Origin of the sequence: Bacteroides sp. D2, assembly GCF_025147085.1 — a bacterium.
Taxonomy (GTDB): domain Bacteria; phylum Bacteroidota; class Bacteroidia; order Bacteroidales; family Bacteroidaceae; genus Bacteroides.
The window spans coordinates 6,584,879-6,609,051 of record NZ_CP102261.1; the positions used below are offsets into that span (position 1 = coordinate 6,584,879).

At 43.0% G+C, this 24,173-nt stretch carries 21 protein-coding genes; 8 read left to right on the forward strand and 13 right to left on the reverse strand.

All coding sequences use genetic code 11. From position 1 onward, the window contains the following. Positions 1 to 171: 171 nt before the first annotated feature. Positions 172 to 1,218 (forward strand): L,D-transpeptidase, encoded by a 1,047-nt coding sequence (locus tag NQ505_RS24840; protein WP_008999731.1) that lies wholly within the window; start codon positions 172 to 174, stop codon positions 1,216 to 1,218. Positions 1,219 to 1,606: 388 nt separating this feature from the next. On the opposite strand, the gene NQ505_RS24845 is transcribed toward NQ505_RS24840, so the two are convergent. From NQ505_RS24845 to NQ505_RS24855, 3 genes are all read right to left on the reverse strand, one after another. Then, positions 1,607 to 2,335 (reverse strand): DUF5039 family protein, encoded by a 729-nt coding sequence (locus NQ505_RS24845; RefSeq protein ID WP_008999730.1) that lies wholly within the window; start codon positions 2,333 to 2,335, stop codon positions 1,607 to 1,609. Positions 2,336 to 2,394: 59 nt separating this feature from the next. Further along, complete coding sequence (locus tag NQ505_RS24850; RefSeq protein ID WP_008999729.1) at positions 2,395 to 2,943, reverse strand: NUDIX hydrolase; 549 nt, start codon at positions 2,941 to 2,943, stop codon at positions 2,395 to 2,397. Positions 2,944 to 3,011: 68 nt separating this feature from the next. Next, positions 3,012 to 3,185 carry a hypothetical protein gene (locus tag NQ505_RS24855; RefSeq protein ID WP_004301069.1) on the reverse strand — a complete coding sequence of 58 codons (174 nt, stop codon included), beginning with the start codon at positions 3,183 to 3,185 and terminating at the stop codon, positions 3,012 to 3,014. 145 nt (positions 3,186 to 3,330) lie between these two features. Between NQ505_RS24855 and NQ505_RS24860 the strand changes: the two genes are divergently transcribed. The 4 genes from NQ505_RS24860 to hydF all read left to right on the forward strand — a co-directional run bounded on the left by NQ505_RS24860 (position 3,331) and on the right by hydF (position 8,518). Continuing rightward, the gene (locus tag NQ505_RS24860) at positions 3,331 to 4,800 is read left to right on the forward strand and encodes a 4Fe-4S dicluster domain-containing protein (RefSeq protein WP_008999728.1); all 1,470 of its coding nucleotides are present in this window, start codon (positions 3,331 to 3,333) and stop codon (positions 4,798 to 4,800) included. Beyond that, the gene (hydE, locus tag NQ505_RS24865; RefSeq protein ID WP_004301074.1) at positions 4,781 to 5,833 is read left to right on the forward strand and encodes a [FeFe] hydrogenase H-cluster radical SAM maturase HydE; all 1,053 of its coding nucleotides are present in this window, start codon (positions 4,781 to 4,783) and stop codon (positions 5,831 to 5,833) included. The genes NQ505_RS24860 and hydE overlap by 20 nt, the downstream gene beginning before the upstream one ends. Beyond that, on the forward strand, positions 5,830 to 7,251 hold the full coding sequence (gene hydG / locus NQ505_RS24870) for a [FeFe] hydrogenase H-cluster radical SAM maturase HydG (protein WP_008999727.1): 1,422 nt from the start codon (positions 5,830 to 5,832) through the stop codon (positions 7,249 to 7,251). Before hydE ends, hydG begins: the two co-directional genes overlap by 4 nt. A gap of 76 nt (positions 7,252 to 7,327) precedes the next feature. Next, the gene (gene hydF, locus NQ505_RS24875; RefSeq protein ID WP_008651974.1) at positions 7,328 to 8,518 is read left to right on the forward strand and encodes a [FeFe] hydrogenase H-cluster maturation GTPase HydF; all 1,191 of its coding nucleotides are present in this window, start codon (positions 7,328 to 7,330) and stop codon (positions 8,516 to 8,518) included. 123 nt (positions 8,519 to 8,641) lie between these two features. On the opposite strand, the gene hisS is transcribed toward hydF, so the two are convergent. The 8 genes from hisS to NQ505_RS24915 form a co-directional block, all read right to left on the reverse strand. Next, positions 8,642 to 10,006, reverse strand: a complete 1,365-nt coding sequence (gene hisS, locus NQ505_RS24880) for a histidine--tRNA ligase (RefSeq protein ID WP_004301086.1) — start codon at positions 10,004 to 10,006, stop codon at positions 8,642 to 8,644. 165 nt (positions 10,007 to 10,171) lie between these two features. Further along, positions 10,172 to 10,852 carry a zinc metallopeptidase gene (locus tag NQ505_RS24885; RefSeq protein WP_004301089.1) on the reverse strand — a complete coding sequence of 227 codons (681 nt, stop codon included), beginning with the start codon at positions 10,850 to 10,852 and terminating at the stop codon, positions 10,172 to 10,174. Positions 10,853 to 10,972: 120 nt separating this feature from the next. Beyond that, positions 10,973 to 12,271 carry an alpha-L-fucosidase gene (locus NQ505_RS24890; protein ID WP_004301091.1) on the reverse strand — a complete coding sequence of 433 codons (1,299 nt, stop codon included), beginning with the start codon at positions 12,269 to 12,271 and terminating at the stop codon, positions 10,973 to 10,975. A 109-nt stretch (positions 12,272 to 12,380) separates the two neighbouring features. After that, positions 12,381 to 13,652: an adenylosuccinate synthase gene (locus tag NQ505_RS24895; protein ID WP_008999726.1), complete on the reverse strand. Its 1,272-nt coding sequence runs from the start codon at positions 13,650 to 13,652 to the stop codon at positions 12,381 to 12,383. After that, the gene (locus NQ505_RS24900) at positions 13,649 to 14,137 is read right to left on the reverse strand and encodes a Fur family transcriptional regulator (RefSeq protein ID WP_004327109.1); all 489 of its coding nucleotides are present in this window, start codon (positions 14,135 to 14,137) and stop codon (positions 13,649 to 13,651) included. Before NQ505_RS24900 ends, NQ505_RS24895 begins: the two co-directional genes overlap by 4 nt. An 82-nt stretch (positions 14,138 to 14,219) precedes the next feature. After that, entirely contained in the window at positions 14,220 to 14,882 is a 663-nt protein-coding gene (locus NQ505_RS24905) for a DNA alkylation repair protein (RefSeq protein WP_008999725.1), read from the reverse strand. Positions 14,883 to 14,888: 6 nt separating this feature from the next. Beyond that, a complete protein-coding gene (locus NQ505_RS24910; RefSeq protein ID WP_008999724.1) occupies positions 14,889 to 16,937 on the reverse strand; it encodes a dipeptidyl-peptidase 3 family protein in 2,049 nt (682 codons plus the stop codon). Between the two features lie 95 nt (positions 16,938 to 17,032). Further along, a complete protein-coding gene (locus NQ505_RS24915) occupies positions 17,033 to 17,497 on the reverse strand; it encodes a helix-turn-helix domain-containing protein (protein ID WP_008999723.1) in 465 nt (154 codons plus the stop codon). A gap of 269 nt (positions 17,498 to 17,766) precedes the next feature. Between NQ505_RS24915 and recQ the strand changes: the two genes are divergently transcribed. Further along, complete coding sequence (gene recQ, locus NQ505_RS24920) at positions 17,767 to 19,575, forward strand: DNA helicase RecQ (protein WP_032853670.1); 1,809 nt, start codon at positions 17,767 to 17,769, stop codon at positions 19,573 to 19,575. Positions 19,576 to 19,582: 7 nt separating this feature from the next. Here the strand turns inward: recQ and NQ505_RS24925 are convergent, their stop codons facing one another. Together NQ505_RS24925 and cysK are read right to left on the reverse strand one after the other, a co-directional pair. Then, positions 19,583 to 20,401, reverse strand: a complete 819-nt coding sequence (locus tag NQ505_RS24925; RefSeq protein WP_004301105.1) for a tetratricopeptide repeat protein — start codon at positions 20,399 to 20,401, stop codon at positions 19,583 to 19,585. 28 nt (positions 20,402 to 20,429) lie between these two features. Beyond that, the gene (gene cysK, locus NQ505_RS24930) at positions 20,430 to 21,380 is read right to left on the reverse strand and encodes a cysteine synthase A (protein ID WP_008999721.1); all 951 of its coding nucleotides are present in this window, start codon (positions 21,378 to 21,380) and stop codon (positions 20,430 to 20,432) included. A gap of 131 nt (positions 21,381 to 21,511) precedes the next feature. On the opposite strand from cysK, the gene NQ505_RS24935 reads away from it, so the two are divergent. Both NQ505_RS24935 and NQ505_RS24940 read left to right on the forward strand, forming a co-directional pair. After that, on the forward strand, positions 21,512 to 23,347 hold the full coding sequence (locus tag NQ505_RS24935) for an LTA synthase family protein (RefSeq protein ID WP_008999720.1): 1,836 nt from the start codon (positions 21,512 to 21,514) through the stop codon (positions 23,345 to 23,347). Between the two features lie 95 nt (positions 23,348 to 23,442). Continuing rightward, the gene (locus tag NQ505_RS24940; RefSeq protein WP_004301114.1) at positions 23,443 to 24,132 is read left to right on the forward strand and encodes a phosphatase PAP2 family protein; all 690 of its coding nucleotides are present in this window, start codon (positions 23,443 to 23,445) and stop codon (positions 24,130 to 24,132) included. Positions 24,133 to 24,173 lie beyond the last annotated feature (41 nt).

A 24,173-nucleotide genomic window follows, 5' to 3' on the forward strand; every position in this document is an offset into this window, starting at 1 on the left:
TTATTGCGAAAAGCGTGCCAAAGTAAATAAATGATTCTTTGTCAGAAATAGACTGACAAAATGACTGACAACTTGCATTGTATGGCAAAAAAGTATATTTGTCACCTACTTTTTAAACAAAACAAAAGGATTATTCCTTATAATGACGTATATTCGTAAACGAACCATCAAATGCACTGTATAAATAATATGAATGGAATAGCATCCGGCCTCATCATCGCCTCTTGCGTCTTCTACTCCTGCACTTCGCGTACAGGAGAGATTTCTCCTGTACACGAACAACAAACAGACTCGCTGTCACAGGATACAATAGTTCAACCCGAGGTTAAACCTGTTAATAAAAAACTCACGGCAGAGCAGATAGAAATCTCCAAAGATTTATTGTATGACCAATACACATTGGAAGATACCTATCCTTATAAAGACACTACCCGGCAGTTTCAGTGGGATAAAATCAAAGAACGGCTGGCATTACTCGAAAATATACAGTTGCAGCCTTCCACCTGGGCCATTCTCCAGAATTACAAAAACAGAAATGGAGAAGCACCACTTGTGAGAAGTTTCAAAAGAAACGCTTACGGACGAGTGGCAGATACTCTTGGCATAGAACGTTACCAATCCGTTCCGCTTTATCTATTGACTGACACATTAGTACCCGAACGTTACGGACAGGATGGGGAATTAACCCGTTTTATCGAAGATGGAGAGAAATTCATAAAAGCAGAGCCAATGTTTACCGGAGATGAATGGATGATTCCTAAAAAATATGTCAAAGTAATCGGAGATACGATTGTTTTTAACAAAGCTGTTTTCGTAGACCGCCACAATCAGAATATCGCTTCTCTTGAACGTAGCGGAAAAGGGCAATGGGTGGTTCGCAGTATGAATCCTTCCACTACGGGACGTCATCTGCCCCCGTATGCACAGGAAACTCCTTTAGGAATGTTTGTTTTACAAGAAAAGAAAGTGAAAATGGTATTTCTAAAAGACGGCTCAAAAGAAACGGGAGGTTATGCTCCTTATGCGAGTCGTTTCACGGACGGGGCCTATATTCACGGAGTACCGGTCAATGCTCCCCGCAAGACGCAGATAGAATATAGTCCGTCGTTGGGAACTACTCCACGCTCACACATGTGCGTGCGGAATGCAACTTCCCATGCCAAGTTTATCTATGACTGGGCCCCCGTAAATGGAACTATTATTTTTGTATTGGAATAACCGTTGAACAAATCAGCATCGCCATTCCCTGATTCTTATTATCTATCTTATGGAATATGGTTAGAAAACTTATTCTCTATAAGGAGGAAACTTACTTTCTTCCTTGGGAAAAGTTGCTTTTCCCTTACCCCAAACTATAACCGCAAGTTTCGGTTATAAAACTGCAACTTCCAGTTATGTAATCAAAAGTTTCAGTTATATAATCAGAACTTGTGGTTATAGTTTATCTTATACTCTAAACAAGTTTTCTCCCTATGCAAAAGAAGTTGGCATAGGATGAAAAGAAACTTACCTATACGTACTTGAGAGAGAAAACAAAGAGGTCCGAACTCTTCAGTCCAGACCTCCAATTATAAAAAGGGATTTCTTTATCCCAGATGATCTCTTATCAATCAAATATCTTCTCTCTTTTATTTTCTCCGGTTTCACTCAACCCATACTTTGCCCTCGTTATATTCTGAATTATCTCTCTCTGTACACTTTCCAATGCACTTATTTCTTTTTGTAATAACTCCAAGGCAGAACCTTTCTGCAATAAATAAGACCGTTCAGTATATTTTATATAAGAAGTCGGAATCTCCTGCTTCTTTTCTTTATAATAGGCAATCGCATATCGCAAAGCTTCCGATCTATATTTGCAGACAGCCTTTCGTTCGGCATAGTACAAATCTTTATAAGCATTCTCTTCACTTCTCAACTTTTTCCAGAATGCAGAAAAGGCTGTTGATACAGCATCTTTCTCTTCCTTGGTTACCGCTTCTTTTTGCTTCTTCACCAGATCTTTATATTCTTTGTATGTATTTAAAAACTTATCCAGTTCCTCTTTACTGGCTTTATGTTCCAGACGATAAGTCTCCAAAGAAGCAGGACGCTCATATTCGACAACCTGTTGCAGATAAGGCAAATCATTCCAACTTATATATTTATTGTTTGCTTCACAATAATCTGCGTAAGCAGCTGCAAGCTGCCAACTATATTCTTTTGTCTTTTGACTCAATTCCTCGTTGATGGCGGACAAGTTCTTTTCCATCTCTTTCAAGTCCTGTGCCAATACCGCTTGCATACTTCCCCATCCGGAGAGAAACAAACAAAGCATACTCCATAAAACTGTTTTCATAATAAGATGATTTAAATTTTCTCCAAAGTTATTGTTTCTCTACAGAATTCCAAACACAATTACAGATTTGCGATATATTTCCATAATGGAGCAGCATTCAGCGCTTGCATAATTTCGTTCTTATCGAGCAGACTTTTGACTTCTTCCAATGTGAGCAGATGGACGGTGATATCTTCAGTAGCTTCCAGATGCTGATGGTCTATCAGTTCCACGTCTGTGGCAAGAAAACAGTAAGTCAGATTGGTATGAGTGCTCGGATTAGCGGAAATCACCATATACTCTTGCCAGTTTCCTTTTCCGTAGCCCGTTTCTTCCCACAATTCACGCTGGGCGGACACCAACGGCGAAGCATCTTCCTTCTCGCAGACACCGGCACAGAGTTCATAACAAGTTCGTTCGATTCCCGGACGGTACTGGCGGACAAAAACGAATTGACCATCTTTGGTAATGGCAATGGTATTTACCCAGTCGGGATACTCAAGAATATAATACTCGGGGATATGATTCCCATTGGGAAGTAACATATCTTCGCAACGCACAGTCAGCCATGGACGGCGAAATAGATATTTGCTACTTACCGTTTTCCAGGCTTTATTCTTCTCTTCCATAAGATTTGTTTTTCTCCCGGCAAAAATACGAATTCCTCCGGATTATCCTACCTTTCGGTTGCTTGTTTTTATTCGTCTGTGTCGATACAAGTGATCTCTATCTCATGTATCTGCTCCAAGTATTTTTTGGTAGAGCTTACCAAAGAACTTCCCATGTAGAATAAAAACATCAGGCTGATAATAACCATCAATGCACCAATCATGGCAAAACGACTGCGCTGTTCAAAAATACTGCTATTCATAACTCTGCCTCCTCTTATTTTTTGTCCACTACAAAGATAACACGCGAGGGCTACAAAAAAGTTACAAGAATGTTTCAAAAAACTTAAATATTGAAATTCTGTTCGTATCTTTGCACCAACTAACTAACAACCTCTTTATTACAATATGGCATTTACGAATAATATTATGATTGTCCGGCATAAACTGCTGGCAGACCTTGTTAGACTCTGGAAAAACGACGAATTAGTGGAAAAGATAGACCGGCTTCCGATTGAGTTGAGTCCACGAAAATCGAAACCCCTAGGACGGTGTTGCGTACATAAAGAACGCGCAGTGTGGAGATACAAGACTTTTCCCCTGATGGGACTGGATATGACAGACGAACACGACGAAGTTACCCCACTTTCCGAATATGCACGATTGGCATTGAGTCGTCCCGAACCAGACAAGGAAAATATCATGTGCGTCATCGACGAGGCCTGTTCTTCCTGTGTACAGATCAATTATGAAATAACCAACCTTTGTCGCGGATGCGTGGCACGTAGTTGTTACATGAACTGCCCTAAAGATGCGATACGTTTCAAGAAAAACGGTCAGGCAATGATTGACCATGACACATGTGTCAGTTGCGGTATTTGTCACAAGAGTTGTCCTTATCACGCTATTGTATATATTCCCGTACCTTGTGAAGAGTCTTGTCCGGTAAAAGCTATCAGCAAAGATGAACACGGCATAGAGCACATTGATGAAAGCAAGTGTATCTACTGTGGAAAATGCATGAATGCTTGTCCGTTCGGGGCTATCTTCGAAATCTCGCAAACATTCGATGTATTGCAACGCATCCGTAAAGGGGAAAAGATGGTCGCCATCATCGCCCCGTCTATTTTGGGACAGTTTAAGACTTCTATCGGACAAGTGTACGGTGCTTTCAAGGAAATAGGATTTACCGATGTGATCGAAGTGGCCGAAGGCGCCATGTCAACCACTAGCAATGAAGCCCACGAATTGTTGGAGAAACTGGAAGAGGGACAGAAGTTTATGACTACTTCCTGTTGCCCTTCTTATATCGAACTGGTAGAGAAACATATTCCGGATATGAAACCTTATGTTTCTACCACCGGATCACCGATGTACTACGCTGCACGGATTGCCAAAGAGAAGCATCCGGATGCTAAGGTTGTATTTGTCGGTCCTTGTGTAGCTAAACGAAAAGAAGTACGTCGTGACGAAGCGGTGGATTATATTCTGACGTTCGAAGAAATCGGTTCAATTCTCGATGGACTGGGTATTGAACTGGAACAGGTACAGGAGTTCTCTGTATTACATACGTCTGTTCGCGAAGCACATGGATTTGCACAGGCAGGTGGTGTGATGGGAGCCGTCAAAGCTTATCTGAAAGAGGAAGCGGAGAAAATTAATGCGATACAAGTGTCGGACATCAATAAAAAAAATATCGCTCTGCTGCGTGCCTGCGCCAAGACAGGAAAGGCTGCGGGACAGTTTATTGAAGTGATGGCATGCGAAGGAGGATGTATCACCGGACCGAGTACGCATAACGACATTGTTTCGGGACGTCGCCAACTGGCACAAGAGCTGCTCAAACGGAAAGAGAGCTATGAAACAATGGATCGATAAACTACGACAGGAAAGAACACTGACACCGGAAGAGTTCCGGCAACTGTTGACCGGATGTGACGCAGAAATTCTGCGTTACATCAATAAACAGGCGCAGGAAGTCGCACTCCTCCACTTCGGAAATAAGATTTATATCCGCGGACTGATTGAAATCAGTAACTGCTGCCGGAACAACTGTTATTACTGTGGTATCCGAAAAGGGAATCCGAATATCGAACGTTACCGGTTAAGCCGAGAGAGTATACTGAACTGTTGCAAACAGGGCTATGAACTGGGATTCCGCACCTTTGTATTACAAGGAGGAGAAGATCCTGCACTAACAAACGATCAGATAGAAATGACTGTTGCCCGTATCAGACAGGAGTATCCGGATTGTGCTATTACGCTGTCACTCGGTGAAAAATCACGTGAGGCATACGAACGTTTCTTCCGTGCCGGAGCCAACCGTTATCTGTTACGTCACGAAACTTATAATGAGTTGCATTACCGGCAACTGCATCCAGCGGAAATGTCCGACAAACGACGCCTGCAATGTTTAGCGGATTTGAAAGAGATCGGTTATCAGACAGGAACCGGAATTATGGTCGGCAGTCCGGGACAAACAGTAGAGCATATCATTGAGGATCTATTGTTTATAGAAAAGCTACGCCCGGAAATGATTGGCATCGGGCCTTTCCTGCCCCATCATGATACACCTTTTGCCGAATATCCCAGCGGAACGGCGGAACAGACGATTCTTCTATTATCCATTTTCCGCCTGATGCATCCGTCCGCATTGATTCCGGCAACAACAGCCCTTGCCACTCTCATTCCTGATGGCAGGGAACGGGGTATTTTAGCAGGTGCGAATGTGGTTATGCCTAACTTGTCTCCTCGAGAGGAACGGAGAAAATATGAATTATATAATGACAAAGCTTCACTCGGAGCGGAATCTGCCGAAGGGCTGGCTGCCTTACAAAAGCAATTGAAAACCATCGGCTACGAGATTTCTACCGAAAGAGGCGACTTTAAGTACACTACAGAGAATATATGATATACCAAAAAGATTCATCAAAAGCAGAAGAGTTTATCCATCATGAGGAGATTCTGGATACGCTGGAATATGCGCAGAACAATAAGGATAACCGTGTCCTGATTGAACAACTGATTGAAAAGGCTGCTCTGTGCAAGGGACTGACGCACCGGGAAGCGGCTATTCTGCTGGAATGTAACCAACCTGACCTGATAGAACGTATCTTTCATCTCGCCAAAGAAATCAAACAGAAGTTTTATGGCAACCGTATCGTCATGTTCGCACCACTTTATTTGTCGAACTATTGCGTAAATGGTTGCCTATATTGTCCGTATCATGCTAAAAATAAAACGATTGCACGCAAGAAACTGACGCAGGAGGAAATTCGCCGGGAAGTAATTGCTTTGCAGGACATGGGACATAAGCGGCTCGCTCTTGAAGCAGGGGAGCATCCGTCACTAAATCCGATAGAATATATTCTGGAATCTATTCAGACGATTTACAGTATCAAACATAAAAACGGAGCTATCCGCCGCGTAAACGTAAATATCGCAGCTACTACAGTAGAAAATTATCGTCGATTAAAAGAGGCAGGTATCGGTACGTATATCTTATTCCAGGAGACTTATCACAAGGACAACTACGAAGCACTTCATCCCACCGGTCCGAAAAGCAATTATGCCTATCACACCGAAGCGATGGACCGTGCCATGGAAGGGGGAATCGATGATGTAGGTATTGGTGTGCTTTTCGGTTTGAATACTTATCGGTATGATTTTATCGGATTGTTAATGCATGCCGAACATCTGGAAGCCAAATTCGGTGTAGGTCCCCATACAATCAGTGTGCCGCGTATCTGTTCGGCGGATGACATTAATGCCGGAGATTTTCCGAATTCAATTTCCGATGAGATATTCAGTAAGATTGTAGCTGTTATCCGAATTGCCGTTCCTTATACTGGAATGATTATTTCCACACGTGAATCACAAGAATCACGCAAGAAGGTACTCGAATTGGGTATCTCACAAATCAGTGGCGGCTCACGTACCAGTGTAGGCGGATATGCTGAAACGGAATTACCCGATCATAATTCCGCGCAATTTGACGTAAGCGATACCCGGACATTAGACGAAGTGGTCAACTGGTTGCTCGAACTCGGATATATCCCCAGCTTCTGTACTGCTTGTTACCGGGAAGGACGGACAGGCGACCGTTTCATGTCATTAGTGAAATCCGGTCAGATAGCCAACTGTTGCGGACCGAATGCCCTGATGACTCTGAAAGAGTATCTGGAAGATTATGCTTCCGAAGATACCCGCCAGAAAGGATTAGAATTGATTCTAAAAGAAACAGACCGAATCCCTAACCCTAAAATCAGGGAAATAGCTATCCGGAACCTCAAAGCCATAGCCGCAGGGCAAAGAGATTTTAGATTTTAAATCATACGCCAATGTGCCAATATATCAATGTGCTAATTAGCTGCGCATGAATTAACAAATTGAAAAATTAGTAATTATGAGCCTGACAGATACTCCAAATGCCAACAGACTTCATATCGCCCTTTTCGGTAGACGAAACAGTGGTAAATCTTCTCTTATCAATGCATTGACAGGACAGGATACCGCCCTCGTTTCAGATACTCCGGGAACGACTACCGACCTTGTATCCAAAGCTATGGAAATTCAAGGTATTGGTCCGTGTTTGTTTATAGATACTCCGGGGTTCGATGATGAGGGAGAACTTGGAGAGCTGCGTATCAGCCGGACTTTAAAGGCTATTGAGAAAACAGATATTGCATTGCTGCTATGTGGAGATACTACCTTTTCTCATGAAAAAGAGATGCTGGCACTATTGAAAGAGAAGAATATCCCTGTCATTCCGGTACTGAATAAAATAGATATACGAGAGAACAGTGATAGCTTAGCCACGTATATTGAGGAAGAATGTAAAATACGCCCGTTACTTATCAGCGCCAAAGAAAAGACAGGAATTGAACAGATCCGGCAAGCCATTCTCGAAAAGCTACCCTCGGACTTCGGTCAACAGAGTATCACCGGGGAACTTGTGACAGAAAACGACCTTGTACTTCTGGTTATGCCGCAGGATATTCAAGCTCCAAAAGGCAGACTGATTTTACCACAAGTGCAGACTATCCGTGAATTGTTGGACAAAAAATGTCTCGTAGTGACTTGCACCACTGACAAGTTTCCGGCAACCTTGCAAGCTCTTGCCCGCCCTCCGAAATTAATCATCACCGATTCGCAGGTCTTCAAAACGATTTATGAACAGAAGCCAAAGGAAAGTGAACTAACCTCTTTCTCTGTGCTTTTCGCAGGATACAAGGGTGATATTCATTATTATGTAGAAAGTGCAGCTACCATTGAAAGACTGACGGAATCGTCGCGTGTACTGATAGCGGAGGCTTGTACGCACGCTCCTCTTTCCGAAGATATAGGAAGAGTGAAACTCCCCCGTTTGTTACGGAAACGAATTGGAGAGAATCTGCAAATTGATATGGTAGCCGGAACTGACTTTCCACAGGATCTGACTCCTTACTCTTTGGTAATCCATTGCGGAGCATGTATGTTCAATCGTAAATACGTACTTAGCCGCATCGAACGTGCTCGGGAGCAACACATTCCCATGACGAATTATGGAGTAGCGATTGCTTTCCTCAATGGAATACTAGATCAAATAAAATATTAAAAAAGAAGTCGACTCTCTTTTAATTTTAAAGTGAACCCCCAAAGTCTTTTATCTGACTTTGAGGGTTCACTTCATTTTTATGTTAAAGCGGCCTCTTTATATAGAGAGTTCTAATATCTCTGCTTATTTCTTCACTACAGCAATCAGTTCTTCTGCCGAAACAAGATTTTGTTCCCCTGTCTCCATATTCTTCAACATGGCTTTGCCTTCGTTCATTTCATTCTCGCCGACAATAGCTACAAACGGAATATTCTTTGTATTGGCATAACTCATCTGTTTCTTCATCTTGGCTGCATCCGGGAAAATCTCGGCACGGATACCGGCAGCACGCACTTTCGACAGAATTCCCATAGAGAATGCAGCTTCCTTTTCACCGAAGTTGATGAATAGAAGTTCTGTTCCATTCACAGCTTCTTTCGGATAAAGTTCAAGTTGGTTCAATACATCGAAGATACGGTCTGCACCAAAAGAGATACCCACTCCCGACACTCCTGCCATACCAAATACTCCGGTCAGATTATCATAGCGACCACCACCTGTGATACTACCAATCTGCACATCCAACGCTTTCACTTCAAAGATAGCACCTGTATAGTAATTCAGTCCGCGAGCCAATGTCAGGTCAAGCTCGATTTCATTCTTCAAGCCCATTGTTTCCAATGTATTCAGGATAAATTCACTTTCTTCCACTCCTTTCAATCCTACTTCACTGGCCGATAATACATTCTTCAATGTTGCCAACTTTTCCGCATTCGTACCGCTAAGGAGAATGATTGGCTGCAACTTGGCAATAGCCTCATCACTGATTCCCTTCTCTTTCAGTTCGGCATTTACATTATCCAAACCTATTTTATCCAGTTTATCAATCGCTACAGTAATATCGACGATTTTATCCGATTCACCTATAATTTCAGCGATACCGGAAAGAATCTTACGGTTGTTTATCTTAATACATACACGAATATTAAAACGACTGAAAACAGTATCGACAATCTGCATCAATTCCACTTCGTTCAGTAATGAATCGCTTCCTACAACGTCAGCATCACATTGATAAAATTCGCGATAACGTCCTTTTTGCGGACGGTCAGCACGCCATACCGGTTGAATCTGATAGCGCTTGAACGGGAAAGTGATCTCATCACGATGCATCACGACGTAGCGAGCAAAAGGTACTGTCAAGTCATAACGCAAACCTTTCTCACAAAATTTGCTTGCCAGTTTGACAGCATTACGGCTTAACAATTCTTCGTCAGTAATCCCGGAAAAGTAATCTCCTGAATTTTGAATCTTAAAGAGTAGTTTATCCCCTTCATCGCCGTACTTTCCCATCAGTGTAGAAAGCATCTCCATAGACGGAGTCTCTATCTGTTGGAAACCATACAAATGATATACGTCACGAATCGTATTGAATATATAATTACGCTTCGCCATTTCTACCGGCGAAAAGTCACGAGTTCCTTTAGGAATACTTGGTTTTGCTGCCATAATATTACTGTTTATAATTTTAATGGTGCAAATTTACTGCAAATTTCCGAGCAATGCTTACATATATTTGAAAAAATCCTCCATAGTCTTCGGAAAGACTGCGGAGGATCCCTTTTTATTCTATAGAAAGAAGCTGGCAAACCTGCCTTTTCCCTTTTTCATTTCTTAGTCTCTTCTACCCATGAAGATCATGATGTAGTAAACCAATGTTGCTAATGAACCTAATGCAGCAACTACATACGTATAAGCAGCTGAACGAAGAGCGTCTTCTGCCTGTGCATGATTGTACGAATTAGTAATGCCGGATGAACTCAACCATACCAATGCACGTTTACTTGCATTGATTTCCACCGGCAGCGTGATAAAGCTGAACAGTGTAGTCATAGCAAACAGGATAATACCTGCCAACAATAACTGCGGGAAAGAGTTTATCAGCAAGATACCACCCAACAATACCCACGTCATAATGGAAGAAGCAAAGTTCACAACCGGAACCAGCGCACTACGCATCTTCAACGGAGCATACATACGTGCATGCTGCACAGCGTGTCCACATTCATGGGCCGCTACGGCAGCCGCCATGATGCTGTTACTTTCATACACGCCTTCACTCAAATTCACTGTTTTGTTAGTAGGATTGTAGTGGTCGGTCAATCGTCCCGGCGTATGTGTAACCTGCACATCATAAATACCATTGTCATGCAACATCTTCAAAGCAACGTCGCGTCCTGTCATTCCGTTTCCTGTAGGAATCTTAGAGTACTTCTTGAATTTGTTTTGCAAATTCATCTGTACCAACCAACTGACAACAGCGATTCCTATAAATAATACCCAATAAGACATCATATACTTTTCAATTTTAATTATTACTCTATATATCTATAAACAAATTGTTTGCCAAAAATAAGGGGAAACGTTCAATGTCAGAATAGTTTCCCCTTGCTTTTATGAAGAATTAGCTAAAAATTAGTCAATTGTCAGTTCTACTACATAGTCAATATCTTTCGGAACCTCGGCGAATTCGAGCAAAACACCAGCTTTCGTCTTTGTGAAACGAACCGGAGACTGATCTTTAAACAAGACTGCTTTCTTAACCTTCTTGCCTGTCAATGGCAGGAACAAAGCTGCATCTTTCAGGTCGAGGATATGTACATAGAGTTTATTTCCTTTTTGTGTGGTCACTCCCCAATCATGCGGAGCAACTATGCCGCTTCGTGTTCCATAGATCGTTTCGCCATATTGTTTCATCCACTCTCCCATCTCTGCCAAGCGTTGCACAGCTACCGCAGGAAGTTCCCCATCAGGTTGAGGGCCGATATTCATCAAAAGATTGGCATTCTTACCGGCTGCCTTCACCAGATAGTGAATCAATGTCTTTGTAGATTTATAATTCTGGTCGGTAATCTTATATCCCCACATACCATTCATTGTTTCGCAAGTTTCCAACGGCAGGCGACTCACCTCCTGTCCAGAAAGTCCCGAAGCATTCTCACCCGGCAGATCGCGTTCGAAAATCTGAATATCTTCTCCATCAAAAGGCGTCTGATGATGATTGTTACCCACCAGGCAGCCCGGTTGGAGTTTATGAATCAAAGCATACTGCTCTGGTAATTCCCAGTTAAAAGATTTAGGTTGATCCCACCATCCGTCAAACCAGATGGCACCTATCGGACCATAATTCGTCAGTAACTCCGTCAACTGGTTATTCATGAATTGATAATAGCTTTTCCAATCCCCTTTCGAGTTCGAACGTCCCGTCCCCTGTCCTGTACGTCCCCAGGGATAGTCCTCACGCGCCCAGTCAAGATGAGAATAATAAAAATGAAGCTTGATTCCCTGCTTGGCACAGGCAGCTGCCAGTTCTTTCACAATATCTCTTTTAAAAGGGGTGGCTTTGACTACGTTATAATCCGAATACTTAGTATCGAACATAGAAAAACCTTCGTGATGACGGCTAGTAAAACAGATATATTTGGCTCCCGAAGCTTTAATAGCCTCCACCCATTTATCGGCATTAAACTTGGAAGGATAAAATCCACCTGCCAGTTTGGCATACTCTTTATAATTCAGATTATTGTTTGTCATAGTCCACTCACCGGTAGCGAGCATGGCATATAGCCCCCAATGAAGAAAAATACCAAACTTATTGTCCTGAAATTCCTGCCGTGCTTTCAGATTCTCTTCGGCAGGCTGATAAGGAGACTGTGCAAATGCTCCCAAGTTCATGACGAACAACAAAAGGAAAGTAATAAAACGTGTTTTCATAAGGCGTACATTATTTTTCTGTGTGTTTAGAATAGACTACAAAGGCTTGAATAAAAAAGGCGGAGTTTTTCTTCAGTCTCCGCCTTTCCTCCATATAATAAATCAATGGTTATTCTTCTGTATAACGTTCGATCGTCTGTGCTCTGTCCGGTCCTACAGAAACAATCTTGATTTCTACGCCAAGTTGTTCTTCCAGGAAAGTCAGATAAGCGTTGAACTCTTCCGGGAATTCATCTTCGCTCTGCATCTTGGTCATATCTGTCTGCCAGCCCGGAAGCTCTGCATAAACAGGTTCTACCCCTTCTGTGATGTCATACGGGAAATAATCGATTTCTTCACCATTCACTTTGTAGGCAACACAAGCTTTGATTGTTTCGAAAGTATCGAGTACATCGCTCTTCATCATAATCAATTTGGTAACCCCGTTTATCATAACGGAATACTTCAGCGCTACCAGGTCGATCCATCCACAACGACGTTTACGTCCGGTAACAGAACCGAATTCATGTCCCAAAGTACACATCTTGTCACCAGTTTCATCAAACAGTTCTGATGGGAACGGACCTGCTCCTACACGAGTACAGTATGCTTTGAAGATACCATATACTTCACCGATACGATTAGGCGCCACTCCCAGTCCGGTGCAGGCTCCCGCACATACGGTATTGGAAGAAGTCACGAACGGATATGAACCGAAATCAATATCAAGCATAGTACCCTGAGCTCCTTCACAAAGAACGCTCTTACCATCTTTCAACAGATTATTCACTTCATGTTCGCTATCTACAAAATGGAATTGTTTCAGGTATTCGATACCTTCCAACCAAGCTTTTTCCAATTCTGTGAGGTCATATTCATAATTCAGCCCGTTCAGGATTTGTTCGTGACGAGCTTTTGCAGCAGCATACTTCTCATCGAAGTTATGAAGAATGTCACCTACACGAACACCGTTACGGCTCACTTTATCCGTATAAGTAGGGCCGATACCCTTGCCGGTAGTTCCTACTTTGGCATCTCCTTTGGCTGCTTCATAGGCAGCATCCAGAATGCGGTGTGTCGGAAGAATCAGATGAGCTTTCTTTGAAATGTGCAAACGTTCTTTCAGCGGATGACCTGATGCTTCAAGTGCTTCTGCCTCTGCCTTAAACAATGCCGGATCAAGTACCACACCGTTACCGATGATGTTTACCTTGTTTCCCTGGAAAATACCGGAAGGAATAGAGCGGAGCACATATTTCTGTCCTTCGAACTCAAGCGTGTGACCGGCATTCGGGCCGCCCTGAAAACGAGCAACCACATCATACTTAGGTGTTAAAACGTCGACTACTTTTCCTTTACCTTCGTCGCCCCATTGTAATCCTAATAGAACATCTACTTTCATTTTTCTTTTTTATTGTTGTTATTTACTTTTTTCCGTTTGTTAGCTCTGTCGCACTTACTACATACTCCATATATATATAAGGAGTAATGCGAAAGCTGGAAGCGGCTCAATTTCGTATTTTCAATGGCATGCTGCAATTCCTCGTTCTGAAACTCGGTCACTCTACCACATTGAGTACATATCTGATGATGATGTGTCTCGCGATTATATGATTTTTCGTATTGGGAAGAAGTGCCAAACTGATGCTTAATGACCAGTCGTGCATTGATAAGGAGGATAATGGTGTTGTAGAGAGTTGCACGGCTCACCCGGAAATTCTCCTGGTCCATCATCCGTGAATAAAGCATGTCAATATCGAAATGACCGTCGATAGAATAAATAGTATCGAGTATGGCGTAGCGTTCAGGAGTCTTACGATGCCCGTTCGCCGTGAGATATTCCGTGAATATCTGCCTTACTGTATCTTTCACGTTTTGAGTTTCCATCATCAGCCAAAATTAGCGCGAACAAAGTTAAGCCTTTTTTGCGGAAAGCAAAAGAAATTCCTAGAAATAAGTAATGGGTTAATTATTCTTCAGTCTCTTCTTTCACCATGTTGTAGAGCATCTGCTCCCCTTCCAAGGTAGAATCAGCCATTCCTTCCACCAGACGGCATACTTGAAAGGCATGTTCTTCACTATGCTGCATATATTTGCGGATAACCAATAAAGCAGCGTTACGAACATGATAACTGTCGGAATGTACGGCACAGATTGCCTGATCGAGTAATTCGCCGGAGGCGCGTTCAGTCATATCCCCTTTCTTCATCAAAAGACGGGCGGCAGTCAGAAAACCGCAAGTCTGTATATACTCTTGCTCATCTGCAATCCAGTGAAAAGATTTGGCCGGAGCATACGGCAAATACTGGAAGAGATTCATGCAAGTCAGCTCGGCTATTTCGATATTCCGGATATTTTCTACCCAAATGTCGGCTATCTCGGGATAAAACGTTTCAATCGGTTGAAGCATCCCCGCCAGAATTTTACATTCGCGAATGTCCTCTTTCCACAGAGCCTGTGCCAGGTCATGATTCTTCTCATAACTTTCGGCAATCATCTTGATACGGGGCAGTTCCACTCCGAAATTGAGTTTATAAACCAGCCCTTTCTCACGCATACTTTGGGACACAGCCCCGTTCATAGAGAGACGGAGCTGTGTCTTGATATCTTTTAATTGTTCTTTTATATCCATTTCAAATCAGTTGTTTATTGAAGGTAGCGGAGAATAATCAGTGCTGTAACGCAGCATTTGTTCTACATAACCTTCATCATAGGAAACTGTGACATCTGTAACATTTCCGTTTTCATCTGTCACCAGTTCGTATTTCGGATTCACAAAACCTTTGTAAGGAGCCAGATTCAGCTTCTTATAGCGTTCCAGAACTTCTGCATGCAGAGCCGGATCCACTTTTACCGCATAGTTTTCTACCAATGTACGGGCTCCTTCAAAATCACCAGTCGACTTGATGCGCTGGATTTCAGCTAATAATTCGCCGAAAAGCTGACGTACCTTCTGATAGTCATTGATAACCACATAAGTCTTTCCGTCTTTCTTCACCAGTTCCACCGCTTTATCGGCAGCTCCTTTTTCAAATACCCAGCGGGCTATCAGCTGGCGATTGCGCATGTGAGCTTCTTCAACACTATTTCCCGGTTCGATACGTACCAGTTGTGTCATCAGCCCATTCATCAGATAAGTATAGTATTGAGCCTTATAAGCATCGGGAGAAGAGAGCAGTCCCAGTTCCACCAGCTTCGGATCGGCTACATAATACAATCCGAATAAATCGGCACGTGCCTCTTCGATGGTAGAGCCATAAGCCTTCAACGCATCCGGATCTACACCCGGAAGCAACTTACCGGAACCGTGTCCCAGACATTCATGTAAATCTGTATGAAGCTCATCCGTCAAGTCAGAGTAAGCATCGATCAACTGTATTTCCGCATCACTATAAACAAATTCTTCATTGAACCCGTTTCCATGAGCAGCTTTATTATAAGCATCCGTAATGTTTCCGATAGTCACTGATTTGGAGCCATGATGAGCACGAATCCAGTTGGCATTCGGCAGATTGATACCGATAGCAGTTGCCGGATAAAGATCACCCGCAAGGATAGCAGCAGTAATCACTTTAGCCGATACCCCTTTCACCTTTTCTTTCTTGAAAGATTTATCAACCGGAGAATGATCTTCAAACCATTGCGCGTTACTGCTGATAATCTCCGTACGATGTGTCGATTCCAGATCTTTGAAGTTCACCAAAGATTCCCAACTCGCTTTCATCCCCAGCGGGTCGCCATAACTTTCAGTAAATCCGTTCACAAAGTCGATTCGTGAATCAAGGTCTTTCACCCACAGAATCGAATATTCATCGAAATCTTTCAGATCACCGGTTTCATAGAATTGAATCAGCTTGGTGATAACAGCTTTTTGTGCTTCATTTTCTGCCACACCTTCCGCTTTCTTCAGCCAATAAACAATCTTCTCAATTGCCTGTGTATAGAGTCCGCCTACTTTCCAAACCTTCTCTGTCAACTTCCCGTTTTCTTTTACCAAACGACTGTTCAGTCCATAAGAAACCGGTGTTTCATCTTTCGGATCTTTCAGCACGCTATAGAAACTTTCCGCCTCTTTCTGCGTCACTCCATCATAATAGTTACAAGCAGAGGTCAACACAAGATCTTCGCCATCCGCCTGGTTTACCCGCTTCGGCATAACCGCCGGGTCGAAAATCACCGGGAACAGCTCTGCACAAAGTTGATCGGCAGTCTGCCCTTTCTCCAGCGGAAGCAACTTGGCATCCAGACCGAGCACGGCCTGTTTCAAAAATTCCTGTGAGAAGTTCGGCACAAATTTCTCCGTACCATAGTGGTGATGAATACCATTGGAGAACCATACCCTTTTCAGGTACACCTCCATGTTTTTAAAATCAGGTGTCGTTTTATCCCCCTGATAGTTTGTATATACTGCTTCGAGCATCCTACGGATTCTCAAATTATATTTTCCATTCTGGTCAAACAGAATATCCCTTCCTTCCAGAGCAGCCTCTGTCAGGTAATAAATCAGTTCCTTCTGTTTCAGCGTCAGTTCCTCAAATCCGGGAACCCTATAACGCAATATTTGTAAATCAGCAAATTGTTCCACTGTATAATCAAATTTTTCTGCTTCAGCAGTTGTTGTTTTACTTCCTCCGCACGATGTTAAGAGCGTGGCGGCCACTGTCATTAAAATCAGATGTTTTCTCATAATGCTAGCATTGATTAATTAAAATGAGAAAAGGAATTATCCCCAAAATTTGTCTTTCAGAGGTAATTCCTTTTAATCAGTTTCGGAACGCGCAATTATTTCTTATTCTCGATATGTCTTTTGCGATATCCGTTAGGAGTCTCACCTACGTTTTTGTAAAATGCAGCGTAAAAAGATTGACGATTTGCAAAGCCAACCATGGCACTAATTTCTTCCACATTTTTGTCGGCATAACGTTTGTCAGTCAATAAATGCAAAGCATCTTTTACTCTGTACTCATTCAACAGGCAAGAATAGTTCATGCCAAAGCGTGAGTTTACTACTGCAGAAAGGTAACGAGTATTCGTCTTCAATTCTTTTGCCAAGTCCTTAGCTGAATAATCAGGATCCTTGTACTTCTTCTGTACAACGATGATATTCAAGATCTTGTCATACAACTCGTCTGCCAATTCCGGTCTAATCAAAGACCTGTATGCAGCCTTCTTTTCTTTCTTTTCCCTCAAATTGTAGGGACGTTTTTTCGGAGTTTCTTCCGTTTTTTTGTTCTCTAAATCACTCATTGAATTAACTGGTTAGGGTTTGTTCATTTGTTAATAATCGCTCAATTGCAACATAACATGTTACAAATGTCTTACTTTTTTTTTAAACACACAATTATTTTGTGCATTTTTTTTCTAAATAAACAATCAAAAACCTTGAAAAAGAAGGAATAGCCTTGAATAATAAGAAACTTTAACTTATTTATAATTCATATCAGAAACAGAAATCTACACATGACGAAAATTGCCGAAGAAAAATGTACCTTTGCAGCATGGATAAATCAGCATCAATGAGAGAAACTCTAAAGACATATTTCGGATACGATAGTTTCCGTCCTCTACAAGAAGAAATCATCCACCACGTCCTGAACAAACAGGATACATTGGTATTAATGCCTACTGGTGGGGGGAAATCGATCTGCTACCAACTTCCCGCACTGCTGTGTGAAGGCACTGCCGTTGTCGTTTCTCCACTCATCTCATTGATGAAAGATCAGGTAGAAGCATTGCTGGCAAACGGCATCGCAGCCGGGGCACTGAACAGCAGTAATGACGAAACGGAAAACGCTAATCTGCGACGTGCCTGCATCGAGGGGCGACTGAAGCTGCTTTACATTTCACCCGAAAAACTTTTAGCAGAAAAGGATTATTTATTACGGGATATGAACATCTCTCTGTTTGCTATTGATGAAGCGCATTGTATTTCACAATGGGGACATGACTTCCGTCCGGAATACACACAAATGGGAGTGCTCCACCAGCAATTTCCGCAAATACCGATTATTGCCCTAACTGCCACTGCGGATAAAATCACGCGCGAAGATATCGTGCGGCAATTGCATCTCAACCACCCCCGTGTCTTTATCTCATCTTTCGACCGCCCCAACATCAGTCTGACTGTAAAACGTGGTTTTCAAGCGAAAGAGAAGAACAAGGCTATCTTAGAATTTATTCACCGTCACGGGGGAGAAAGCGGGATTATTTATTGCATGAGCCGGAGTAAGACAGAAACCGTCGCACAAATGTTGCAAAAGCAGGGTATCCGCTGCGGTGTCTATCATGCCGGATTATCCACCCAACACCGGGACGAAACACAGAATGATTTTATCAACGACCGCATACAGGTGGTATGTGCCACTATTGCATTCGGAATGGGGATCGATAAATCAAATGTCCGCTGGGTCATACATTACAATCTACCCAAAAGCATAGAAAGCTTTTATCAGGAAATAGGCCGTGCCGGACGGGATGGACTGCCCAGCAGTACTGTCCTATTTTATTCACTCGGAGATCTTATATTACTCACTAAATTTGCTTCGGAAAGCAATCAGCAGAGCATCAATCTGGAAAAGCTACAACGGATGCAGCAATATGCTGAAGCCGATATTTGCCGGAGAAGAATCCTGTTAAGCTATTTCGGAGAAACAACAACGGAGGATTGCGGTAATTGCGATGTTTGTAAAAATCCTCCTCAACGATTTGACGGTACGGTCATTGTGCAAAAGGCATTAAGCGCCATCGCACGTACAGAACAACAAATCAGCACAGGATTGCTGATTGACATTCTCCGTGGAAACTATTCTGCGGAAGTAACCGGAAAAGGGTATCAGGAACTTAAAACGTTCGGTGCCGGACGCGACATTCCTCCTCGTGACTGGCAAGACTATCTGCTTCAGATGTTGCAACTCGGCTACTTTGAAATAGCCTATAACGAAAACAACCATCTTAAAATTACTGCAAGCGGAAGTGATATTCTCTTCGGGAGAGCTAAGGCAACATTAGCAGTCATCCGGCACGAAGAAGTCGCCACTCAAAAAGGAAAAAAGAAAAAAGTGGTTGTTGCAAAGGTACTTCCTTTCGGCCTGGAAGGTGGAGAAAACGAGGATTTATTCGAAGCCTTACGCGGATTGAGGAAACAACTGGCCGATCAGGAGGCACTACCCGCCTACATCGTCTTGTCAGACAAAGTATTACACCTGCTTAGTATTTCCCGTCCTACCACTATAGAAGAATTCGGAGAAATCAGCGGTATCGGAGAATACAAGAAGAAAAAATACGGAAAAGACTTCGTTAATTTGATTAGGCAGTTTGTAGAATAATCATACGTCACTTGCACTGCTTAAGCTGTTCGTGCAAATCAGCCGGAGGCACTCCCAATGAAATGGCTTTCTCAAAGTCAGCTTTGGCAAGTCCTTTCTTTTTCTGTGCCAGATAGATATTCCCACGCAGCAGATAAGCATCAGCCGAGGCAGCATCCAACCGGATCGCTTCCTCCAAATCAACCAATGCCAGATCTTCATGCTTCATTTCACGTTCCACGTCGGCACGGGCAATATAAAGCGTCGCATCGTCAGGAGTAGCCGTAATCATCTTATTCAGAATTTCAAGAGATTCCCGAAATTTTCCTTCTTTCTGCTCCAGAGTAGCCAATCCCAGACGACCGCTATAACTCTGCGGATCCAGTTCCAGCAAACGATTATAATCGATTCTCGCAGCCGGATAATCCCGGCGGAGCACATAAATATAGGCACGCATCAACAAAGCTTCCTTGTTCTGCTTATCCTCATCAAGCACCTGACAATAATCGGTATAAGCACGGTCTGTTTTTCCCATTTCCATATAAATAGCGGCACGGTCGAGTAAAATAGGAACTGCCAAAGGAGCAAAATTCAGTGCAAAAGAATAAGACTCCAGCGCTTTATCAAACTCACCCAAGCGGCGCTGTACCAATCCCAGGTTAGAAAAAAGCAACGCATTTTTGGCGTTCTTCGGTTCCAGCTTCAAAGCCTGAAGCAAAAGTTCCTCTGCTTTGGGAAGACTGTCTTTCTCAATACATTCAATGGCTCTCTCGGACAATTGCTGATAAGTTTGTGCAAAGGCAACAGCCGGAAAACAAAAAAGCAAAGCTATAATTATTCTTACCATGGTTCAGGTCTTTTTTATAATGAATGAATTAATCCAATGGATATGCGTCAAAAGCAAACAGTTCGGTCGACAAATAACGCTCTCCCGTATCAGGTAACAACGCTACTATTTTTTTGTTCTTAAATTCCGGACGCAGTGACAGTTGACGGGCAGCATACACAGCTGCTCCCGAAGAAATTCCCACCAGCAGACCTTCCGTCGACGCTAACTCACGTCCCGCACGAATCGCTTCATCATCGGGTACACCCATCACCTCATCTACCACAGAAGCATCATAAAGTTTGGGAATAAAATTTGCTCCGATACCCTGAATGCGATGCGGAGCCTCCTCTCCTCCTGCCAATACAGGAGACGACACCGGTTCTACCGCCACAATATAAATATCCGGATTATGTTTCTTTAAAGCACGGGCTACACCGCAAACCGTTCCTCCGGTGCCCACTCCGGCCACAAAAACAGCCACTTCACCGTCTGTATCCCGCCAGATCTCTTCACCTGTCGTCCGCTCATGAACAGCCGCATTAGCCGGATTCTCAAATTGTTGTAAGATCACCGAACCGGGAATACTATCACGCAACTCCTGCGCCTTGGCAATAGAAGCTGCCATCCCTCCTAACCCGTCTGTCAATACAATCTGCGCACCCAGCGCTTTCAACAGATTCCGCCGTTCCAGGCTCATTGTTTCAGGCATGGTCAATATCAAATGATACCCTTTAATAGTGGCTACCATTGCCAACCCGACACCTGTATTTCCGCTTGTCGGCTCAATAATCGTCGCACCGGGTTTCAATAATCCCCGAACTTCAGCATCTTCAATCATCGAAAAAGCCACCCTGTCTTTTACACTTCCCGCCGGATTAAAAGCCTCCAGTTTGGCAATAATATTTTGTTCCAGACCGTACTTTCCGCTATAACCGGAAAGTTCCATCAAAGGGGTATTCCCCACTAAATCTGTTAGTTTCCTTGCAATCTTTGCCATCTTATTACTTTATTTTTGTCACAGACACGACAAAGATATGGAAAAAAAGGTATGTTTTATATCACTTCATGAGAAAGATAAGGAAAAGTATAGTAACTTTGTATCCGTTCAATCTTTTTAAGTTTACAGATATGAAAAAGAGAATCATACAATTTCTCACGACCTATTTTTTATTTGTTCTTTTATTCGTTCTTCAGAAACCAATCTTCATGGTTTACTACCATGACTTATATACCAATGTATCTTTAGGTGACTACTTCCGCGTCATGTGGCACGGATTGCCTCTGGATTTATCTCTTGCAGGCTACCTGACCGCTATCCCCGGCTTACTGCTCATCGCCTCCGCCTGGACCAATTCATCCATACTCCGCCGCATCCGGCAAGGATACTTCGGGGTAATCGCCTTTGTCATGGCCTGCATTTTTATCATCGACCTGGGATTATACGGCTTTTGGGGATTCCGTCTGGATGCCACCCCCGTTTTCTATTTCTTCTCTTCCCCCAAAGATGCTATGGCAAGCGTCAGCTTTTGGTTTGTACTATTGGGAATCTTATCTATGCTGATCTATGCAGCAATTTTATACTTTATTTTCTATTGCGTCCTTATCCGGGAGAAAAAGCCCCTGAAAATTCCTTATCGACGTCAGAATGTCTCGCTTGCACTCCTTTTGCTGACAGCGGCACTTTTCATCCCTATCCGGGGCGGATTCAGCGTATCCACCATGAATTTGAGCAAGGTGTATTTCAGTCAGGACCAACGCATGAATCATGCAGCCATCAATCCGGCATTCAGCTTCATGTATTCCGCCACCCACCAGAATAATTTCGATAAGCAATATCGCTTCATGGACCCGAAAATAGCCGACGAATTATTTGCAGAGATGGTAGACAAACCTGTCGCAGCAACAGACAGCATCCCCCAATTATTGAATACACAACGTCCGAACATTATTTTTATTATCCTTGAGAGTTTCTCCACACACTTGATGGAAACTTTCGGAGGACAACCTAATGTGGCTGTCAACATGGATAAATTCGCAAAGGAAGGCATACTATTCAGCAACTTCTACGGTAGCAGTTTCCGTACAGACCGCGGACTGGCATCCATTATCAGCGGATATCCCGGACAGCCAAGCACCAGCATCATGAAATATCCCGAAAAGACGGACAAACTTCCTTCTATCCCCCGCAGCTTGAAAAACGCAGGATATAATCTGGAATATTACTATGGTGGAGATGCCGATTTTACCAATATGCGCTCTTACCTGGTATCTTCCGGCATCGAGAAGATTATTTCCGATAAAGATTTTCCTCTGTCCGAACGTACAGGAAAATGGGGAGCACAGGATCACGTCTTATTCCAACGCCTGATGAAAGACCTGAAAGAAGAAAAACAAAAAGAACCGTTTCTGAAACTTGTACAGACATCAAGCAGCCACGAACCATTCGAAGTCCCGTTCCACAGACTGGATGACAAAATCCTCAATTCTTTTGCCTATGCCGATAGTTGCGTGGGAGATTTCGTGAAACAGTATCAAGAGACACCGCTATGGAAAAATACACTGTTTGTACTCGTTCCCGATCATCAGGGTGCATATCCGTATCCAATAGAAAATCCGCTGGACGGCCAAACCATTCCACTGATTTTAATTGGAGGTGCAATAAAACAACCCTTGGTTGTAGATACTTATGCTTCACAAATAGACATCGCCGCTACCCTGCTCGCTCAACTAGGATTGCCGCATGATGAATTTACTTTCAGCAAAAATATCATGAATCCGGCGTCACCTCATTTCGCATACTTTACCCGGCCGAATTATTTCGGAATGATTACCGCCGATAATCAATTGGTATATAACCTCGATGCCAATACTGTGCAACTGGACGAAGGCACTGCCAAAGGAGCCAACCTGGAAAAAGGAAAAGCGTTCCTGCAGAAGCTCTACGACGACCTGGCGAAACGCTAGGAAATGAGTTATATTGAATATTTATAAAGTAATATAGGACAATTTTCTATTCTTTATTGTATATTTGCGACATTAAAATAGATCAATAAAGCCTGATGATACACACCGGAATTGTCCAATATCTTTCGGAGATAGATACAAATATCTTCTTGTCTTTCAATGGTATACATTCCCCTTTCTGGGATTATTTCATGAGTTCTTTCACGGGTAAATTCATCTGGATTCCCATGTATGCCACTATATTGTATATTTTATTAAAAAACTTCCACTGGAAAGTAGTAATGTGCTACGTGGCTGCCATTGCACTGACTATCACCTTTGCCGACCAGATGTGCAGCAGCATCATTCGTCCGGTAGTAGCACGTCTGCGTCCCGCCAATCCGGAGAACCCGATTGTAGATCTAGTATATATCGTAAATGGTTACCGCGGAGGAAGCTACGGTTTCCCATCGTGCCATGCCGCCAATTCATTAGGTCTTGCCATGTTTGTCATATTCCTGTTCCGTAAACGTTGGCTAAGCATTTTCATCCTGACCTGGGCAATACTCAACTGCTACACACGTATATATCTGGGTGTACATTATCCCGGTGATTTACTCGTAGGAGGTATTATCGGAGGATTCGGCGGTTGGTTGTTCTGCACTATCGCCCACAAAGCAGCCATCTATCTGGAACCTTCCACCCGCACGAAGAGAAAAGAAATAAAACAATGGTCAGTCACTATTTATGTAGGATTACTGACTATACTCGGTATCGTTCTATACTCCACTATTAAAAGTTGGTAGAACACAACATATTTCGAACTAAAAAGTAAAAGCCTGACACC

Excerpts from the sequence above, each read along its gene's own strand:
- NQ505_RS24840 (WP_008999731.1), top strand. The coding sequence starts at position 172 with ATGCACTGTATAAATAATATGAATGGAATAGCATCCGGCCTCATCATC.
- NQ505_RS24845 (WP_008999730.1), bottom strand. The coding sequence starts at position 2,335 with ATGAAAACAGTTTTATGGAGTATGCTTTGTTTGTTTCTCTCCGGATGG.
- NQ505_RS24850 (WP_008999729.1), bottom strand. The coding sequence starts at position 2,943 with ATGGAAGAGAAGAATAAAGCCTGGAAAACGGTAAGTAGCAAATATCTA.
- NQ505_RS24855 (WP_004301069.1), bottom strand. The coding sequence starts at position 3,185 with ATGAATAGCAGTATTTTTGAACAGCGCAGTCGTTTTGCCATGATTGGT.
- NQ505_RS24860 (WP_008999728.1), top strand. The coding sequence starts at position 3,331 with ATGGCATTTACGAATAATATTATGATTGTCCGGCATAAACTGCTGGCA.
- hydE (WP_004301074.1), top strand. The coding sequence starts at position 4,781 with ATGAAACAATGGATCGATAAACTACGACAGGAAAGAACACTGACACCG.
- hydG (WP_008999727.1), top strand. The coding sequence starts at position 5,830 with ATGATATACCAAAAAGATTCATCAAAAGCAGAAGAGTTTATCCATCAT.
- hydF (WP_008651974.1), top strand. The coding sequence starts at position 7,328 with ATGAGCCTGACAGATACTCCAAATGCCAACAGACTTCATATCGCCCTT.
- hisS (WP_004301086.1), bottom strand. The coding sequence starts at position 10,006 with ATGGCAGCAAAACCAAGTATTCCTAAAGGAACTCGTGACTTTTCGCCG.
- NQ505_RS24885 (WP_004301089.1), bottom strand. The coding sequence starts at position 10,852 with ATGATGTCTTATTGGGTATTATTTATAGGAATCGCTGTTGTCAGTTGG.
- NQ505_RS24890 (WP_004301091.1), bottom strand. The coding sequence starts at position 12,271 with ATGAAAACACGTTTTATTACTTTCCTTTTGTTGTTCGTCATGAACTTG.
- NQ505_RS24895 (WP_008999726.1), bottom strand. The coding sequence starts at position 13,652 with ATGAAAGTAGATGTTCTATTAGGATTACAATGGGGCGACGAAGGTAAA.
- NQ505_RS24900 (WP_004327109.1), bottom strand. The coding sequence starts at position 14,137 with ATGGAAACTCAAAACGTGAAAGATACAGTAAGGCAGATATTCACGGAA.
- NQ505_RS24905 (WP_008999725.1), bottom strand. The coding sequence starts at position 14,882 with ATGGATATAAAAGAACAATTAAAAGATATCAAGACACAGCTCCGTCTC.
- NQ505_RS24910 (WP_008999724.1), bottom strand. The coding sequence starts at position 16,937 with ATGAGAAAACATCTGATTTTAATGACAGTGGCCGCCACGCTCTTAACA.
- NQ505_RS24915 (WP_008999723.1), bottom strand. The coding sequence starts at position 17,497 with ATGAGTGATTTAGAGAACAAAAAAACGGAAGAAACTCCGAAAAAACGT.
- recQ (WP_032853670.1), top strand. The coding sequence starts at position 17,767 with ATGAGAGAAACTCTAAAGACATATTTCGGATACGATAGTTTCCGTCCT.
- NQ505_RS24925 (WP_004301105.1), bottom strand. The coding sequence starts at position 20,401 with ATGGTAAGAATAATTATAGCTTTGCTTTTTTGTTTTCCGGCTGTTGCC.
- cysK (WP_008999721.1), bottom strand. The coding sequence starts at position 21,380 with ATGGCAAAGATTGCAAGGAAACTAACAGATTTAGTGGGGAATACCCCT.
- NQ505_RS24935 (WP_008999720.1), top strand. The coding sequence starts at position 21,512 with ATGAAAAAGAGAATCATACAATTTCTCACGACCTATTTTTTATTTGTT.
- NQ505_RS24940 (WP_004301114.1), top strand. The coding sequence starts at position 23,443 with ATGATACACACCGGAATTGTCCAATATCTTTCGGAGATAGATACAAAT.